16 protein-coding genes are annotated in these 17,590 nt (G+C 59.5%); 15 read left to right on the top strand and 1 reads right to left on the bottom strand.

The features are described from left to right. The first annotated feature begins 47 nt into the window (after window positions 1-47). The 11 genes from BXY39_RS07205 to BXY39_RS07155 all read left to right on the top strand — a co-directional run bounded on the left by BXY39_RS07205 (window position 48) and on the right by BXY39_RS07155 (window position 13,265). On the top strand, window positions 48-818 hold the full coding sequence (locus BXY39_RS07205; protein ID WP_121938160.1) for a type III pantothenate kinase: 771 nt from the start codon (window positions 48-50) through the stop codon (window positions 816-818). Between the two features lie 114 nt (window positions 819-932). Beyond that, on the top strand, window positions 933-2,612 hold the full coding sequence (locus BXY39_RS07200; protein ID WP_121938159.1) for a ribonuclease J: 1,680 nt from the start codon (window positions 933-935) through the stop codon (window positions 2,610-2,612). A 69-nt stretch (window positions 2,613-2,681) separates the two neighbouring features. After that, a complete protein-coding gene (gene mce / locus BXY39_RS07195; RefSeq protein ID WP_121938158.1) occupies window positions 2,682-3,092 on the top strand; it encodes a methylmalonyl-CoA epimerase in 411 nt (136 codons plus the stop codon). Further along, a complete protein-coding gene (locus tag BXY39_RS07190) occupies window positions 3,089-3,343 on the top strand; it encodes a DUF1467 family protein (protein WP_121938157.1) in 255 nt (84 codons plus the stop codon). The genes mce and BXY39_RS07190 overlap by 4 nt, the downstream gene beginning before the upstream one ends. Window positions 3,344-3,720: 377 nt before the next feature. Continuing rightward, window positions 3,721-4,554 carry a hypothetical protein gene (locus BXY39_RS07185; RefSeq protein WP_147453500.1) on the top strand — a complete coding sequence of 278 codons (834 nt, stop codon included), beginning with the start codon at window positions 3,721-3,723 and terminating at the stop codon, window positions 4,552-4,554. Window positions 4,555-5,024: 470 nt separating this feature from the next. Continuing rightward, complete coding sequence (gene proS / locus BXY39_RS07180) at window positions 5,025-6,338, top strand: proline--tRNA ligase (protein WP_121938155.1); 1,314 nt, start codon at window positions 5,025-5,027, stop codon at window positions 6,336-6,338. A 5-nt stretch (window positions 6,339-6,343) separates the two neighbouring features. Further along, on the top strand, window positions 6,344-7,597 hold the full coding sequence (locus tag BXY39_RS07175) for a lipoprotein-releasing ABC transporter permease subunit (protein WP_170163689.1): 1,254 nt from the start codon (window positions 6,344-6,346) through the stop codon (window positions 7,595-7,597). Then, a complete protein-coding gene (locus tag BXY39_RS07170; RefSeq protein ID WP_121938153.1) occupies window positions 7,594-8,304 on the top strand; it encodes an ABC transporter ATP-binding protein in 711 nt (236 codons plus the stop codon). The genes BXY39_RS07175 and BXY39_RS07170 overlap by 4 nt, the downstream gene beginning before the upstream one ends. A 43-nt stretch (window positions 8,305-8,347) precedes the next feature. Continuing rightward, window positions 8,348-8,767 carry a DUF1761 domain-containing protein gene (locus tag BXY39_RS07165; RefSeq protein WP_121938152.1) on the top strand — a complete coding sequence of 140 codons (420 nt, stop codon included), beginning with the start codon at window positions 8,348-8,350 and terminating at the stop codon, window positions 8,765-8,767. Between the two features lie 82 nt (window positions 8,768-8,849). Next, a complete protein-coding gene (gene dnaE / locus BXY39_RS07160; RefSeq protein WP_121938151.1) occupies window positions 8,850-12,407 on the top strand; it encodes a DNA polymerase III subunit alpha in 3,558 nt (1,185 codons plus the stop codon). A 3-nt stretch (window positions 12,408-12,410) separates the two neighbouring features. Beyond that, on the top strand, window positions 12,411-13,265 hold the full coding sequence (locus BXY39_RS07155; RefSeq protein ID WP_121938150.1) for an NUDIX hydrolase: 855 nt from the start codon (window positions 12,411-12,413) through the stop codon (window positions 13,263-13,265). A 47-nt stretch (window positions 13,266-13,312) separates the two neighbouring features. Here the strand turns inward: BXY39_RS07155 and BXY39_RS07150 are convergent, their stop codons facing one another. Beyond that, window positions 13,313-13,822 carry a hypothetical protein gene (locus BXY39_RS07150; RefSeq protein WP_147453499.1) on the bottom strand — a complete coding sequence of 170 codons (510 nt, stop codon included), beginning with the start codon at window positions 13,820-13,822 and terminating at the stop codon, window positions 13,313-13,315. Window positions 13,823-14,096: 274 nt separating this feature from the next. Here BXY39_RS07150 and rpsB point away from each other — a divergent pair, with 274 nt between their 5' ends. The 4 genes from rpsB (at window position 14,097) to frr (ending at window position 17,580) form a co-directional block, all read left to right on the top strand. After that, window positions 14,097-15,011: a 30S ribosomal protein S2 gene (gene rpsB / locus BXY39_RS07145; protein ID WP_121938148.1), complete on the top strand. Its 915-nt coding sequence runs from the start codon at window positions 14,097-14,099 to the stop codon at window positions 15,009-15,011. A gap of 132 nt (window positions 15,012-15,143) precedes the next feature. After that, window positions 15,144-16,070, top strand: coding sequence for a translation elongation factor Ts (gene tsf / locus BXY39_RS07140; RefSeq protein ID WP_121938147.1), 927 nt, complete (start codon window positions 15,144-15,146; stop codon window positions 16,068-16,070). A gap of 218 nt (window positions 16,071-16,288) precedes the next feature. Further along, window positions 16,289-17,020 (top strand): UMP kinase, encoded by a 732-nt coding sequence (gene pyrH, locus BXY39_RS07135; protein WP_121938146.1) that lies wholly within the window; start codon window positions 16,289-16,291, stop codon window positions 17,018-17,020. After that, window positions 17,017-17,580, top strand: a complete 564-nt coding sequence (gene frr / locus BXY39_RS07130; RefSeq protein ID WP_121938145.1) for a ribosome recycling factor — start codon at window positions 17,017-17,019, stop codon at window positions 17,578-17,580. The genes pyrH and frr overlap by 4 nt, the downstream gene beginning before the upstream one ends. The last annotated feature ends 10 nt before the right edge of the window (window positions 17,581-17,590 follow it).

The raw sequence follows: 17,590 nt of genomic DNA, 5'->3' as shown, positions 1-17,590 counted from the left end.
TGCCGGCGAAAACCCGGAAAAACGGTATCATTGTGGAGCCTGGGGCCATGCTGTTGACCATCGACGCCGGAAACACCAATACGGTCTTCGCCCTGTTCGAGGGACGTGAAATTATCGAGGAATGGCGCCTGTCCACCATGGATAACCGTACCGTGGATGAATACACGGTGTGGATCAGCCATCTGATGAACCTGCACGGCCGCAGTCCGCGCGACGTTTCTGGCGCCATCATCGCCAGCGTGGTGCCGCAGATCGTGTGGCCGCTGACCCGTCTGTGCGAGGACTTTTTCAATTGCCGCCCCCTGATCGTGGACAAGGCCATGGACCTTGGCGTGGACATCCGCATTCCCAACCCGGCCGAAGTCGGCGCGGATCGGCTGGTCAATGCCGTGGCCGCCGATACCCTCTATGACGGTCCGCTCGCCGTTGTCGATTTCGGTACCGCCACCACCTTCGATATCGTCAAGGACAAGGCGTATCTTGGCGGGGTCATCTGTCCTGGGATCAATCTGTCCCTGACCGCCCTGCATCAGGCGGCCGCCAAGCTGCCGCGCATCGCCGTCGAACCACCGGCGCATGACCGGGTCACCGGCAAGTCGACGCTGGAGGCCATGCAGTCAGGCGTTTTCTGGGGCTATGTCGGTATGATCGAAGGGCTGGCCGGACGCCTGCGCCGGGAACACGGCAATGCCATGCGCGTCCTGGCCACAGGTGGTCTTGCCCCGATTTTCAAGGCACGGACCGAGGCCATCGATGCCGTCGTGCCTGACTTGACATTACAGGGCCTGCGCCTTCTCTATGAACGCAATGGCCATTGACGTCGTAGAACAATAGGACCGGTTCGCCGCAAGCGGTCGCCGCGCCCTGTGCGGCCCGCACCGTGAAACCGGCCCCGATGGCGGACACTTCAGGGCCGTCCGATTGGAAATGTGATGAGTTATTTGAAACCGGACGACAATCGCCTTCTGTTTTTGCCGCTTGGCGGATCGGGTGAAATTGGCATGAACCTCAACCTCTACGGCCACAGGGGCCGTTGGTTGATGGTTGATTGCGGTATGAGCTTTGCGGACCCCGGTACCCCCGGTATCGATCTGATTTTCCCCGATGTCGGTTTTATCGATGAGGAACGGGACACTCTGGCGGCCATGGTGCTGACACACGGTCATGAGGACCATATCGGGGCCGTGGCCCATTTGTGGCCCCGCCTGCGCTGTCCCGTTTATGCCACGCCGTTCACCGCCGCGCTCGTGCGGGAAAAACTGGCCGAGGCCGGACTGGCTGACCAGGTGACATTGCACGAGGTCACGCCCGGCCAGCGGCTGGATATCGGCCCGTTCGGCGTCACTTATATCCCGCTGGCCCATTCCATCGCCGAAGGGCACGGCCTGGCCATCGAAACCGGGCAGGGCACGCTGTTCCACACCGGGGACTGGAAACTTGACGAAACCCCGCTGATCGGCCCGGCCTGTCCGTCCGTGCCCTTGAAGGCGCTCGGGGACAAGGGCGTGCTCAGCCTTGTCATTGATTCCACCAATGTCTTCAATGCCAAGACATCGGGCTCTGAGGCCGGTGTCCGAGACGCTCTCGACAGGCTTGTCGGCGGGCTGACCGGGCGTGTGGTCATCACCACTTTTGCCTCCAATGTCGCCCGGCTGGCGACTATCGGTGCCGTGGCGAAGGCCCATGACCGCCATCTGGTCCTGATGGGCCGGTCCATGCACCGTGTTCTGAAAGCCGCCCGCGAAACCGGCTATCTCGCCGATTTTCCGCCGCTGGTGGACGAGGAGGACGCGGCCAGTCTGCCGCCGGAAAAATTGTTGATTGCCTGCACGGGCTGTCAGGGCGAGCCGCGTGCGGCCCTTGCCCGCATCGCCCGCGACGAACACCGCCACGTCCATCTGTCCCCCGGCGATACGGTGATCTTTTCCTCCAAAATCATTCCCGGCAACGAGACGACGCTCGGCAGTCTGTTCAACATGCTGGCCCTGCGCGAGATCGATGTCATCACGGAAAAGGACGCACCGATCCATGTCTCCGGCCATCCGGGCCGCGAGGATCTGGAACGCATGTTTGCCTGGATCCGTCCGAAAACCGCCATTCCCGTTCACGGCGAGGCACGGCATCTGCGTCGTCATGCCCAGTTCGCATCAGAGCTGGGCGTGGCGCATGCGCTCGCGCCGCGCAACGGTCAGATCATCGATATCCGGCCGGACGGGCTGGAGGTGGTCGACGAAGCCCCGCATGGCCGTCTGGCGCTGGATGGACGGCGGATCGTGCCCCTGGATCATGACAGCCTGGTGGAACGCCGACGCCTGATGGTGCAGGGCCTTGTCATTGTCTCCCTTGTGATTGGCGATGACGGCGCCCTGGCGGCGGAGCCCGGCCTGTCCCTGCACGGTCTGCCGACGCCGCACGGCGCGGCCCCCCTGATTGACAGCCTGATCGACGAAACCGAACAGGCCCTGGACCGTATGGACCCGAGCGGGCGTCTGTCCGATGGTCGTGTGGAAGAAGCCGCGCGGATCGCCATCCGCCGCTTCTGTCGGCGCGACCTGGGGAAAAATCCGGTGGTGGATGTCTTGATCTGCCGGCAGGAAGACATAGAATTCTAGACGGAAAAGGGGTGCGGGCTCACGCGTGGCCGCATCCGCACAAAGACGTATGACGAAAGGAAGTGACAGATGATCGGACGCCTGAACCATGTGGCGATCGTCGTACCGGACCTGGCGGTTGCCGCCTCTCAGTATCGCGGCGCTCTCGGGGCTGACGTTTCTGATCCACAGGATTTGCCCGACCATGGTGTGACAACGATTTTTGTCAATCTTCCCAATACGAAAATCGAGCTTCTTCACCCTTTTGGTGAAGATTCGCCCATCGCCGGATTTCTGGCGAAAAATCCGTCCGGCGGCATGCATCATGTCTGTTATGAGGTGGACGACATCATCGCCGCCCGTGACCGGCTGGTCACCGAAGGCGCCCGCGTTCTCGGCGACGGCGAGCCGAAAACCGGTGCCCACGGTCTGCCGGTTCTGTTCCTGCATCCCAAGGATTTTTCCGGGACCCTGATCGAGCTGGAACAGGCGGCATCGTGAATATCGCCACCATCATTCTTGTCTATGTCATCTGCTGGTGGATGGTGTTTTTCGCCATGCTGCCCGTCGGCGTGAAGGCCCAGCATGAAAGCGAGGACGGCGTGGTGCAGGGCACCGTGCCCAGCGCCCCGGTCAATCCCAATCTGAAGAAGAAGGCCCTGATCACCAGTGTGATCGCGCTTGTTCTGACCACCGGCTATTATCTGATTGTCGATTTCGAACTGATCCGTATCACCGTCCCGTCCCGCTGAGTGCACTCCGAAATTCCTCGCGCAAAAAATTATAGAAATTTCGTCACAAATGACGGTGCCGTGCGTCTTAATGAACACGGCACCTGAAAACACCCTTTGCGTTCCGGCCTTGGCATCCAGGTAACGCCCCCATGGTTTGCCCGTGGTCCCCACAGTGACCATGGAAACCGTTTCACCACCGCTCTGAGTAACGCTGCATCGCCCGCCCGTTCCGGCACCGGCGCACATGTGTCGTAGGGACCATCATATGTATGCATCATGCATATGTTGCCTCGCCCGATCGGGCGCCGGAATTTTGCCGGCTGTCTCAAGGCCTGGGCGTTCGGATTTGGGCGTGAAGGGGTGTTTTCAGGGGTCATGCAACACAAGGGAATAGAATGATGAAACCATGGATCGGGGCACTGTTTGGGCTGGTCGTCGGCCTTGTCACTCTGCCGTCACACGCCGATAACGCCATCCTGATGACCAAGACGGTCTGCGACAATCAGGAAAACACCTTCACCTATGACTGGAATATGAAAAACACTGCGGATCTGAAGCTGTTTTATCTGAGCGGCACGTCCGTTGCCGACGCGGTGATCACACCCATTGGACATGCCGATGCCTTCGACGGGTTCGATGACGTCAAAGTCTCCGCCCACGGCAATGCGGGTGTGATCGCCGGGATCGCAGCGGATACGTTTGCCGATATTTTCCAGAACCTTCACGCCAGTACGCCCGATACGGTCGAATTTTATGCCTGCAAGGCGGCGCAGGGCGCTGCGGGCGGTGGCAACAGCGTGCAAAAAGCGCTGTCCTTGAAATATCCGGGTGCGAGCGCGGGCGAAACGGCGGTTGGCCGCCTGGCGGCCGGGGGGCTCAATTGCTCGCTGACCGGAAAGGCTGCCGCCGGCGATCCTGACATCACCAAGATAGAGGACGCCACTTACAAGACCGGCGCCAGCAAAGCCGCCGGATTTGATGCCGCGGTCGCCGCTCTCGTGACCGGCTGGACCACCGATCTTTTCCCCGGATCGGCGAAGACGTTCAAAAATTACTGCATTGATGAGGTCATGACCGACCCTGCGGCCAATCTTCAGAATTTTCTCAATCAGACCATCACCAAATACGGTACCGATTATCTTGCACTGATCAATCTCCGCTACGCCGGCACCGACTTGTATGAATGCGGCAACAATGCCGGTTTGCCGAACCCCTGCGTCAATCAATAGGGGCCTGTCAGGGTACCTTGAACAGCCATCAATGAAAAAGCCGGCCCCGCTGATGGCGTGGGGCCGGCCCTGAGAATTTTATAATATGGCGGGGGTATACCCCTTGTATATTATGCCCTGACGGCTCTAACCCGGCGATTTTGAAACAGCGCCGTTTTTTTCGTTCCTCCCTAAGCGAGGGCCACAGATGGGTCGCATCGCTTACGTGGGTGGACCCTATGCTTTCCGTGCCGGCCTGTCATCCGCTTCCGGCCCTGTAGGACCGTATCCGCCGGTACGCTTTCATCAATCTGTTGCCGGCACGCAACATTCTTGAAACATACCTGCGCGGAGACCGGTTTATCCGGCATGATTCAAAGCCTGAAAAAGGTTGTCGTCACAAATCCGTTGCCATTCCGGTCCGTCCCCTGCAAAAGGATCGAACGATCATAATCCGATCCCCGCTTTCCAGAACAGGTTATGTGTGACCGATGCGACTGAGCCGCTATTTTCTGCCCACCATGAAAGACACCCCCGGCGAGGCCGCCATTGCCTCGCACCGGCTGATGCTGCGCGCCGGCATGATCCGCCAAAGCGCCGCCGGCATATACAGCTGGCTGCCCCTGGGCCTGAAAGTCCTGCGCAAGATTGAACGGATTGTCCGCGAAGAGCAGGATCTGGCGGGTGCCCATGAAGTGCTGATGCCGACGATCCAGTCGGCGGATCTGTGGCGGGAAAGCGGGCGCTATGACGATTATGGCGATGAAATGTTGCGCCTGACGGACCGCCACGGTCGGGACATGCTGTATGGTCCCACCAATGAGGAACTGATCACCGACATTGTCCGCCGGGAATTGCGATCCTACAAGGATCTGCCGAAAAACCTCTACCACATCCAGTGGAAGTTCCGCGATGAGCGGCGCCCCCGGTTCGGTGTCATGCGCGGCCGCGAGTTTCTGATGAAGGACGCCTACAGTTTCGACCTGACGGAAGAGAGCGCGCGGCATTCCTATAACGCCATGTTCGTCGCCTATCTGCGGACCTTCGCCCGCATGGGCCTGAAAGCGATCCCCATGCGTGCCGATACCGGCCCCATTGGCGGCGACCTCAGTCATGAATTCATCATTCTGGCGGAAACCGGCGAGAGTGAGGTCTTTTATGAAAAAGGGTTCGATGCTTTCGATCCCCTGGCGGCCATGCCCGACTATGACGGTGACCTCCAGCCCGTTGTTGACTGCTGGACCGGCCTGTACGCGGCCACGGATGAAATCCATGATGCCGCCGCCTGTCCGGTGGCGGGCGATGACCTGATCACCGGCCGCGGGATCGAGGTCGGTCATATTTTCTTCTTCGGTACCAAATATTCCGCGCCCATGGGCGCGGTGGTGCAGGGGCCGGACGGCAGTCAGATCCCGATGCAGATGGGGTCCTACGGTGTTGGAGTGTCACGCCTCGCCGGCGCCATTATCGAGGCGAACCACGACGACAACGGCATTATCTGGCCGGTGGCCGTGGCTCCCTTTGATGTGGGCCTGATCAATCTGCGCGCGGGCGACGCCGCCTGTACTGGGGCGGCCGAGGACCTGTACGCGGATTTGCGGCAGGCCGGTTTCGATGTGCTCTATGATGACCGGGATGAACGTGCGGGAACAAAATTCGCCGATATGGACCTGATCGGTCTGCCGTGGCAGATGGCGATCGGACCGAGAGGTCTGGAAAAGGGCGTGGTTGAACTGAAAAATCGCCGCAGCGGCACGCGCGAGGAGATCCCCCGTGACGGCTTGGTCGCCCGGCTGAAAGGATAACGGTCGTGGCGCTCGGCGGGCAGGGCTTTGAAACACTGGTGGTCCGGCGCTATCTGACCAGCCGCCGCCGCGACGGCTTCATTTCCCTGACGGCGATTTTGTCGGTTGTTGCCATTGCCCTGGGTGTTGCTGCCCTGATCGTCGTCATGTCGGTGATGAACGGTTTCCGGGCCGAACTGTTCGACAAGATTCTCGGTTATCACGGTCATGTTCTGGTTCAGGGCTATGGCGGCAAGCTGGACACTTACCGCGAGGTGGCGGACGACCTGCGCCAAATGCCCGGTGTGGCCAGGGTCACGCCCTTCAGCGAATCCCAGGTCATGGTCACCCACAATGGCGAGGCCTGGGGCGCCATCGTCCGCGGTTTTCCCGAAGACATGTTCAAACAGGGCGGCGTCGCGGTCAAACGCGTGCTGGACGGCTCCCTCGAAGCCGCGCCGGAGATGGGCGGCATTGTCCTTGGGTATCAGATCGCCCGGCGCCTGGGGGTGACGGCGGGGGACGAAATCACCATCGTCAGCCCGAAAACCGTCAGTACGCCGTTCGGCTCGACACTGCGTTTTGTCGCCTATCCGATTGCCGCCGTGGTTGAAATCGGCGTCTATCAGTTTGACGAAAGTTTCATCGGTATGCCGCTCACCGAGGCACAGCGTTTCTTCCGTCTGGGTGACAGTGTCAGCAATATTGAAGTGTTTCTGGACGATCCGGCACGTGTCGACGCCGCTTTGCCGGACTTGACGTCAATCGTTGGCCGCAGAGCTTTCGTCCGCAGCTGGAAAAGCTTCAATCAGGCACTGGTTGGCGCGTTGCAGACGGAACGGGTCGCCATGTTCATTGTTCTGACCCTGATTATTCTTGTTGCTGTCTTCAACATCGCCTCAAGCCTGTTCATGCTGGTCAAGGACAAGGCGGCGGATATCGCCATCCTCAGGACCATGGGCGCCAGCCGCGGTGCGATTGAGCGTATCTTTGTCACGCTGGGCCTGTGTGTCGGTTTGCTGGGCATTCTTTTCGGCTGTTTTCTGGCCTGGGTGTTCATTGCCAACATCGATGCCATAAAATCGGCGATTGAAGGACTGTTGGGATTGAACCTTTGGGACCCCAGCGTCCGCTTCATCACGGAAATGCGGGCGCTCGTCAATTGGTGGGAGGCCGGCCTCACGGTCGCGGTCGCCGTCATTCTGTCTTTCTTCGCCACCTTGATCCCGGCCCGGCGCGCGGCGCGCCTGGATCCCGTCGAAGTGCTGAGGTACGAATGATGGCGGGTGAGACCACGAAAGTGCCGGCGATGCAGTTGAAAGGGGTTGAACGCCGCTTCACGCAAGGGTCCAGAACCGTCGAGGTCCTGCGCCATATCGACCTGACCCTGACCGGCGGCGAGATTGTCGCCCTGACAGGCGTCTCCGGTGCGGGAAAATCGACCCTGCTGCAAATCGCCGGGCTGCTGGACCATCCGAGTGCCGGGGAAATTCTTCTGGACGGGCATCGCATCGATACGGCCAGCGAAGCGGCCCGGACGGTTGCCAGACGCCGCCATCTGGGATTTGTCTATCAGTTTCATCATCTGTTGCCGGATTTCACCGCCCTGGAAAATGTCGCACTGGCGCCCATGATCGCGGGCGGGGACGTGCCGGCCAGCCGCAAAGCGGCTGAAGACATCCTGACAGCCCTTGGTCTGTCGGAACGTCTGCACCACCGCCCGGCGGCGCTCTCCGGTGGCGAACAACAGCGTGTCGCCATTGCCCGTGCCCTTGTGCGCCATCCAAAAGTCTTGCTTGCCGATGAACCGACGGGCAATCTGGACGAGGCGACGGCGGCCCGTGTTCTCGATGCCTTTCTTGACTTGGTGCGGGCGCAGGATGTGGCGGTCATCATTGCCACCCATGATCAGGCGCTCGCCCGGAAAACGGACCGCATCGTCAGCTTGAGGGAAGGCCGGCTGCACCAGATGCCGGCAGGCGGATAGAACTGAACTGTCCGCAGTCCGCAAAAGACAAGAGGGGGTTTTCATGCTGACTTTGGAGGGGATCAACTGGTTGGCCGTCCTGGCCGGAGGCTTCATCTATTTCTTTGTCGGGGCTCTGTGGTATTCGCCGCTGATTGCCGGCAAGGCATGGATGGCGGAAATGAATCTGACGCCCGAGGACCTGGAAGGCACCGACCCGAAGCCATTGATGCTGAAGTCTTTTTTGGCGGCCATTGTGTTGAGTGCCGGTCTGGCACTGACCCTGAATATCGGGTCCCTGCAACTGGCCGGTTGGCAGGACGGGTTGATTCTGGGGGCTTTCCTGTCGGTTTTCATCGCCGGGGCCGGTACCGTCCCGAATTATGTTTATGAAAGCCGCACGGTCCGTCATTTCCTGATCCACAGTGGCAATCTGACGGTCTCCATGATGGCGATCGGGGCCCTGATCGCCGAATGGCGGTGACATTCGGCCGCAAGACACCTGACATCCGGTAAAAACCCAACAGCCGGTATGAAATCTCAAGACCGGGAAACGGAAACGCACGATGGCCCATGCCGATTTTGTTCACCTGCGCGTACATACCGCCTATTCCCTGGCGGAAGGGGCCATCCGTCTGAAAGACCTGATCAATCAGGCCGTCGGTCACGGCATGCCCGCCGTTGCCGTAACCGATACCAACAACATGTTCGCGGCGCTGGAGTTTTCCGTCAGTGCCTCTGCCGCCGGTGTCCAGCCCATCGTCGGCGTGACACTGGGCATTGCGGCGGAAAAGTCCGATGCGGGCCCGTCCGCCGCCACCCAACCCGCGACACCTGCCGGAATGGGCGATCTGGTGCTGCTGGCCCAGACGGAAAGCGGGTACCGCAATCTCATGCGCCTTGTCTCCAAAGCGCATCTGGAAAGCGACCCCCATGCGGGCCCCGGTGCGGGGCCCAGCGTGTCGCTGGACGATCTGGAACGACAGGCGGACGGTATCATCTGTCTCACGGGTGGACCCGACGGACCGGTCGGCCATCATATTCTGGACGGCCGCATGCCTTTGGCGGAGGAGGTATTGCTCCGCCTGAAAACCATATTTGCGGACCGTCTTTATGTGGAACTGATGCGCCACGGTGAGCGCGACGAGGATATTTGCGAAACCCCTTTCATTGAACTGGCCTATAAACACGATCTGCCGCTTGTCGCCACCAATCGCCCTTATTTCGTCAGCCGGGACATGTTCGAGGCCCATGACACATTGCTGTGCATTGCCGATGGCACCTATGTCAGCGAGACTGAACGGCGGCAGCTGAATGACACATTCCGCTTCCGCAGCGCCGATGAAATGGTGGAATTGTTCAAAGACCTTCCGGAAGCTATTGAAAATACAATCAATATTGCACGTCGTTGTGTTTTCAAGGTGGAGCGGATTCCGCCCCTACTGCCCAATTTCACCAAAGGGCTTGATGTCAGTGAAAGTGACCTTCTGGCGCAGCAGGCCGAAGAGGGTCTGATCGAGAGACTGGTCTTCAAGGCCGATGCCGAGGGGTTGAGGGAATCGGACACACCGCTTGATATGGACGCCGAGTGGGTCGTCCCGTACCGCGACCGGCTTGCCTATGAATTGAAGATCATCAATCAGATGGGCTTTCCCGGGTATTTCCTGATTGTTGCCGATTTCATCCAGTGGGCAAAGGACGAGAACATTCCGGTGGGTCCGGGCAGGGGGTCCGGCGCCGGTAGCGTGGTGGCCTGGGCCCTGAAAATCACCGATCTGGACCCTTTGCGCTTTTCCCTGCTGTTTGAACGCTTTCTGAACCCCGAACGGGTTTCGATGCCGGATTTCGATATCGATTTCTGCCAGGACAAGCGCGAGCGGGTCATACGCTACGTTCAGGACAAATACGGCACCGACAGGGTCGCGCAGATCATCACATTCGGTAAATTGCAGGCCCGCGCCGTGGTCAAGGCCTGCGGACGCGTTTTGCAGCAGCCTTATCCCGTCAGCGACCGGCTGTCCAAACTGATCCCCAACGATCCCGGCAACCCGATGACGCTTAAGGAAGCGATTGACGGCGAGCCGCGCCTTCAACAGGAAATCAACACCGACGAATTGACCGCCACGGTCATGGATAGGGCGCTGAAACTGGAAGGGCTTTATGCCCATTCGTCAACGCACGCCGCCGGTGTGGTCATCGGCGACCGTCCCCTTGACCAGTTGGTGCCGCTGTACCGGGACCCGAAGTCGGACATGCCCGTCACCCAGTTCAACATGAAATGGGTGGAGCAGGCCGGTCTGGTCAAATTCGATTTTCTGGGACTGAAAACGCTGACGGTTCTGGACCGTGCCGTCAGCCTTCTCAAGGACCGGGGCATTGATCTGGATCTGGCAGCGTTGCCTCTGGATGACGGGCCCAGTTATGAACTGCTTGCCCGCGGCGATGCAGCCGGTGTCTTCCAGCTTGAGAGTACCGGCATGCGCAGCGCCCTGAAAGGGCTGAAACCCGATACGTTCGAGGATATCATCGCCATCGTCGCCCTGTACCGTCCCGGGCCCATGGACAATATCCCCGTATATGTGGACCGCAAGCACGGCCGGGAAAAGGTCCACTATCCTCACCCGCTGTTGCAGGACATTCTGGAAGAGACCTATGGGGTCATCATTTACCAGGAACAGGTCATGCAGATCGCTCAGGTATTGAGCGGCTACAGCCTGGGCGAGGCCGATCTTTTGCGCCGCGCCATGGGCAAAAAGATCAAGGAGGAAATGGACAAGCAGCGCGGCCGCTTCTGCGACGGTGCTGTCGAACGCGGGATCGACGCGGCCAAGGCCAGCGAAATTTTCGACCTTGTGGCCAAGTTCGCATCATACGGTTTCAACAAAAGCCATGCTGCGGCCTATGCGCTCGTTGCCTACCACACGGCGTATATGAAGGCGAACCACCCGGCGGAATTCATGGCCGCCATCATGACGCTTGATATGAGCAACACCGACAAACTGTCTGGTTTTAAACAGGAATTGAACCGTATGGACATCCCGCTTCTGTTGCCGGATGTCAATCGGTCCGGTGTCTATTTCACGGTCGAACGCGTGTCCGAGGACTATTGCGAGGATGACGGCGATCCACGCGCCAATCTGGGTGTGCGCTATGCCCTGGCTGCCATCAAGGGGGTTGGGGAAAAGGCGATTGAAGCCATTGTGGAAGAACGGGATGAAAACGGCCCCTACAGCGACATTCATGATTTTGCCGCCCGGATCGACCCAAAACTCATGAACAAAAGGCAGATGGAGAACCTTGCCGCCGCCGGCGCGCTTGACAGCCTTCTGCCGGACCGGGCACAGGCCCATGCATCGGCCGATATTGTCCTGCGCACAGCGCAAATGATGGCCGAGGAAAGGGACAGTCAGCAAACCAATCTTTTCGGCGGTGAGGCGGAAGTCATGAACCGTCCGGTGTTACCGGCCCCCAGGCCATGGACCGATGCCGAGAAACTGGATGCCGAACGCAAGGCGGTGGGCTTTTACATATCCGCCCATCCGCTGGACGCCTATATCCAGATTCTGGAACGGGAAAGGATCGTTCCCTCCAGTGAGGTCATGACCGATGGCGGTCTTATCGGCCAGACGGTCTACATGGCCGGTGCCATTTCAAGCTATCGGGAAAGCAAATCCAAGCGAACCGACCGTAAGTTCGGTGCTCTGGTCCTGTCCGATACCGCCGGCGAGTTTGAGGTGATGATCTTCGAGGATGACCTTGATCAGGCAAGGGCATTGGTGGATGACGGCGCCCCGGTGGTGGTGCTGGCCCAGATTCGCAAACGCGATGACGATGATACCGTCCGCCTGTCCAACCGGGGACTGCGTTCGCTCGAGGATGTGGCCTCCACATCCGGCACCGGATTGCTGGTGACCCTGGAAACCGGTGACTGCCTTGGCCCTGTCCATGCCGCCCTTGACCGCCGGACGGGGGGTAAGGGTCTGGTCACGCTGCGCCTGCCGGTCTCGGACACCGTACCCCGCCGGATTGCTGAATTCCGGCTGCCCGGTCGCTATCGTGTGACACCGGAACTGCGGCAGGCGATCGGGGCGGAACGCGGGGTTCTGATGGTGGAAGAGGTGTAGGCGATGAAAAAACCCATGGTATCCGGTCGCGAGCGGAATGATATCGACGCGGTAGAGGAGACACAGGCTCCGGTTCCGCTGCCTGCGGCCTCCATCCTGTTGGTCCGCGATGGTGCCGCCGGTCTCGAAGTGCTGATGATCCGACGGGCTGAACATCTGCGCTTCGCACCGGGCGCGCTGGTCTTTCCCGGCGGTAAGGTTGACGTGGCCGATGCACGGAAAAGCCACTGGCGCAGCCGCATCACCGATACTGTGTGGCGCGCTGACATGCATCTGCGCATCGCGGCGCTGCGCGAATTGTGGGAAGAAACGGGCATCGCCTATCTGGAAAGCCGGCAAAGGGGCAGGGCCGCCGCCCGCATGCAGGCGGCTGTGCAAGGCAGGAGCCATGGCAGTGGCTGGCCGCCCCATGCCGGTATGGACCGCTTGCACACGCGGGCATTGATACCCTTTGCCCATTGGGTCACGCCGAAAGGTGTGCCCCGGCGGTTCGATACGCATTTCTATCTGGCGCCGGCAACGCGTTACATGCAGGTGCGTCCGTCGCACCTGTTGGGTGAAGCCGTCAGTGCGGACTGGTCGTCCCCCGCCGCGTTGCTGGCGGATTGGGAACTGGACCGGGCGCGCCTGATGTTTCCGACCCGCCTGACCCTGATGAAACTGGCGCGGGCGCATGACGTTAACCAGGCCCTGTCAATGGCACGGCAGGACCCCGTGGTCCGTACGGAACCCGTGATCAACCGGGGCAGGGACCGTGTTGAGGTCACAATTCCGGAAGATGCGGGTTATGGTGTCACAGCCGCCGATCCGCGCGATCTTGCGGTTGAACGCGTGCATGTTCCCCCACGGCGCGCGTGAAAACTCGCCGCGCCCGTGAAAATCGTCGACCATGATCGTCTGTGCCGTCACCCCTTGGGATGTTCGCGCACAAATATGTTGCGGTTGAACTGTTTCCAGCCCTCCGTGCCATCGGACCGGGTTTTGATCCAGTCCGTCACCTCGATCGTGTCCGGTGCGATCAGGTCGTAGCGCGTGCGCCCCTGTTTGCCGCTGTCCAGGCCCCATGTCGACACAAGCGCCGTACCATCCCTGACCATGGTTATGGGGTGGAGATCGCCGGATGTATCCGCCCAGAAAGCGGGAAAGGATGTCGCCGGTCCAAGACGGTAATAGGCAGTGCCCCGGAAAACCGATACATCGCCGTCCCGCTGCATATCGATACGGTAGTCAAGGCGGGCGAACAGACCGTCAAGGGCCTGCGCCCACGTCATTGTGCTGGTGGCGGGACCGCCGAAGGCATCGCCGTCCGAGTGCCACGTCCCCATGAAACTGCGGATCAGTGACACGGAGTCATCGGCTTTCGTAAAGGGGCCGGGAATACAGATCAGTATCAGTACGCAAAAAAGAAGCCTCATATCCGGGCCTTTCCTTTCCGGAATAATGGCGCCGGCGGTTGAACGGATGATCGACCGCTGACGCCGTACCATCTGATCGTAGCGCAGGCTTGGGTGTCCGAGACAAAGATTTTTCTTGTAATTTCTTTCCAGGCGCAATAAGGACGCACCAACTTCGCACGCGGGCGCGGCAGATCCGGCCAAATAACCGGTTTGCCATCCGGTGTTTCACCTTGCCAGAACCGGTATGGGGAAACCACGCCCGCGGAGGATGAACCGGTAAAGGAGAAAAGGCATGTCCCTGCCAAAGGTTGACATGCGCGCTCTGCTGGAAGCAGGCGTGCATTTCGGACACCAGACCCACCGTTGGAACCCCAAAATGGCACCCTTCATATATGGTGACCGCAACGGGGTCCATATTATCGATCTGTCCAAGACGGTCCCGGCCATGACCCGCGCACTCAAGGCGATTATCGATGTCGTCTCGGGCGGCGGCCGGGTTCTGTTCGTCGGGACCAAGCGCCAGGCATCCAGCCATATCGCCGATGCGGCCAAACGATGCGGTCAGTATTATGTCAATCACCGCTGGCTTGGCGGCATGATGACCAACTGGCAGACCATTTCGCAGTCCATCAAGCGTCTGAAAGCCCTGACCGAACAGCTCTCCCAGGAAGAGACCGGACTGACCAAGAAGGAACTTCTGGAACTGACCCGTCAGCGCGACAAACTTGAGCTGTCGCTTGGCGGTATTCAGGATATGGGTGGCCTGCCGGACATGATTTTCGTCAGCGACGTGAACCGCGACGAAATCGCGATCAAGGAAGCCAACCGGCTGAACATTCCGGTCATCGGTGTTCTCGACACCAATTCCGACCCGGAAGGTATCGCCTATCCCATTCCCGGCAATGACGATGCCACGCGCGCCATCCGTCTTTACTGCGACCTGATCGCCGAGGCGGTTCTGTCCGGCATCCAGGCCGAACTGGCGTCGCGCGGCGTCGACCTTGGTGCAGCCGAAACACCGGATGCCGAAACCGCTCTGACCGATACGCCGGCGGAAACGGTTGAGGAAACATCGGCCCCTGAAACGGCATCTGCGGAAGAAGCCGTCTCTGCCGACACGGCCCCTGCCGAGGTTGTCGCCGCTGACGTTGTTGCGGCTGACGCCGGCACTCAGGAGGCGCCGGCTGAAACTGCAAAAGCGGAGTAACAATTCTCCGCTATGCGGAAGGCAGGCTGAAAATCGGGGCACCGGGCAAGGGGGAGGTCGCATATGCACCCCTGGGCCCGCTGTCCCTCTTTTGACCCCCACTCTTTTGACCCAAGGACAAAGGAAATTCCCATGGCACAGATTACCGCCGCACTCGTCAAGGAACTGCGCGAGAAATCCGGCGCTGGCATGATGGACTGTAAAAAGGCACTGGCTGAAAACGACGGTGATCTCGAAGCCGCTGTTGACTGGCTGCGCACCAAAGGTCTTGCGGCTGCGGCCAAGAAATCCGGCCGTGTGGCTGCGGAAGGCCTCGTCGGCGTTAAGGCCGAAGGCACCAGGGCAACCGCGATTGAAATCAATTCCGAAACCGATTTCGTTGCCCGCAATGAACAGTTTCAGGAATTTGTACGCACCCTGGCCGATGTTGCCCAGGCTGCGGGCAATGATGTCGAGGCCATCAAGGCTGCACCCTATCCGGGCAGCAGCAAAATCGTGTCCGAGGTTCTGACCGACAATATCGCCACCATCGGCGAAAACATGAACATCCGCCGCGCCGCCGGCGTGGCTGTGGATGAGGGGCTTGTCTCCACATATATCCACGGCACCGTTGCCGACGGGATGGGCAAAATCGCCGTTCTGGTCGGCCTGACATCAAAGGCGGACGCCAGTGTTCTCGAGCCCCTCGGCAAACAGATCGCCATGCATGTGGCTGCCGCCAACCCGGCCTCGCTGAATGTCGAACAGCTCGACCCCGAACTGATCGACCGCGAAAAACAGGTTCAGATCGAAAAGGCACGGGAATCCGGCAAGCCCGACAACATCATCGAAAAGATGATCGAAGGCCGCATGCGCAAATTCTATCAGGAAGTGGTCCTTTTGGAACAGACCTTCGTCATCGATAACGAGACCCGGATCGCCAAGGTGATTGAAAATGCCGCGAAAGAGGCGGGTACGGACATCACCCTGACCGATTTTGTCCGTATGGAAATGGGCGAAGGTCTCGAAAAGAAAGAAGACGATTTCGCTGCTGAAGTAGCCGCGGCGGCCGGTGTCTAGATCTTCTTTTCACGGACTTTGAAAAAAATGCAAACCCCGGAGACATCATTCTCCGGGGTTTTTTGAGAACTTGTGAAGATGTCGGCGGCTTTTTTGGTTTCAGGCTTGCACCTGTGAAAATGCTGGTGGCATATACGGGCGCATGCCGATAAGCTGCCGCGCAACCAGGGGCCGTCCCCAATAAAGAATAATCCAGAATCAATGGAGCTGACCGAGCCATGTCAACCGGCCCCCGATTTAAGCGAATACTGTTGAAATTGTCCGGTGAAGCCCTGATGGGGGATGACCCATACGGCATCAATCCCGACATGCTGAAACGGGTCGCCCTCGAGATCAAGGAGGCCCGCGATATCGGCACCGATATCTGTGTGGTTGTGGGCGGGGGCAACATCTTTCGCGGCCTGAAAGGGGCCGCACAGGGCATTGATCGTTCCACCGCCGACTATATGGGCATGCTGGCAACGGTCATGAATGCGCTGGCCCTTCAAAATGCGCTGGAATATGCCGGCGTCTACACGCGTGTACTCAGCGCCATTCCCATGGCCAGTGTCAGCGAGCCCTATATCCGTCGCCGTGCCATACGCCACCTGGAAAAGGGGCGTGTCGTGATTTTTGCCGCCGGAACCGGCAATCCCTATTTCACCACCGATACGGCGGCAGCCCTGCGCGCGGCGGAAATGAACTGCGACGCTCTCCTCAAGGGCACACAGGTGGACGGTGTCTACAGCGCCGATCCGAAACTGGACCCCGAGGCCACGCGCTTTGAAACACTGAGTTATATGGACGTTCTGCAAAAAGACCTGAAGGTCATGGATGCATCGGCCATTTCACTGTCGAGGGAAAACAATATCCCGATTGTGGTATTTTCCATTCACACGCAAAATGAACTTGTGCACGTCCTGCAAGGCCGGGGCACATGCACTATTGTCGGTGGGGAGGACGGTCAATGAGTGACGAAGAACTTGATCTTGACGATATCGAGCGCCGAATGAAGGGCGCTCTCGAGGCATTGAAATCAGAGTTTGCCGGTTTGCGTACCGGACGTGCCTCAACCAGCCTGCTGGACCCTGTGACCGTGGATGTCTATGGGGCCAACATGCCGATCAATCAGGTCGGAACCGTGGGGGTTCCGGAACCGCGCATGCTCTCCGTGCAGGTTTGGGACAAGGCAAATGTATCCGCGGTTGAAAAGGCCATTCGCAACGCCGGTCTCGGGCTCAACCCGATGCTGGACGGCCAGCTTGTCCGCATCCCCATCCCGGAACTGAACGAGGAACGCCGCCGCGAACTGGCGAAAGTCGCCGCCAAATATGCCGAACAGGCAAGGATCGCCGTTCGCAATGTGCGCCGCGATGGCCTTGACCAGCTTAAAAAGATGGAAAAGGACAAGGCAATCAGCGAAGACGATCATAAGATCTATGCTGACGAAGTGCAATCGCTGACCGATCGCCATGTCAGCGAGATCGACAAAGCGCTTGAGACAAAAGACAAAGAGATCATGCAGGTCTGAATGACCGGCA

It is taken from the genome of Eilatimonas milleporae (assembly GCF_003688555.1).
GTDB classification, from domain to species: domain Bacteria; phylum Pseudomonadota; class Alphaproteobacteria; order Sphingomonadales; family Kordiimonadaceae; genus Eilatimonas; species Eilatimonas milleporae.
The sequence above is the reverse complement of the archived record's forward strand: the minus strand, read 5'-3'. Positions and strand labels throughout refer to the sequence as shown.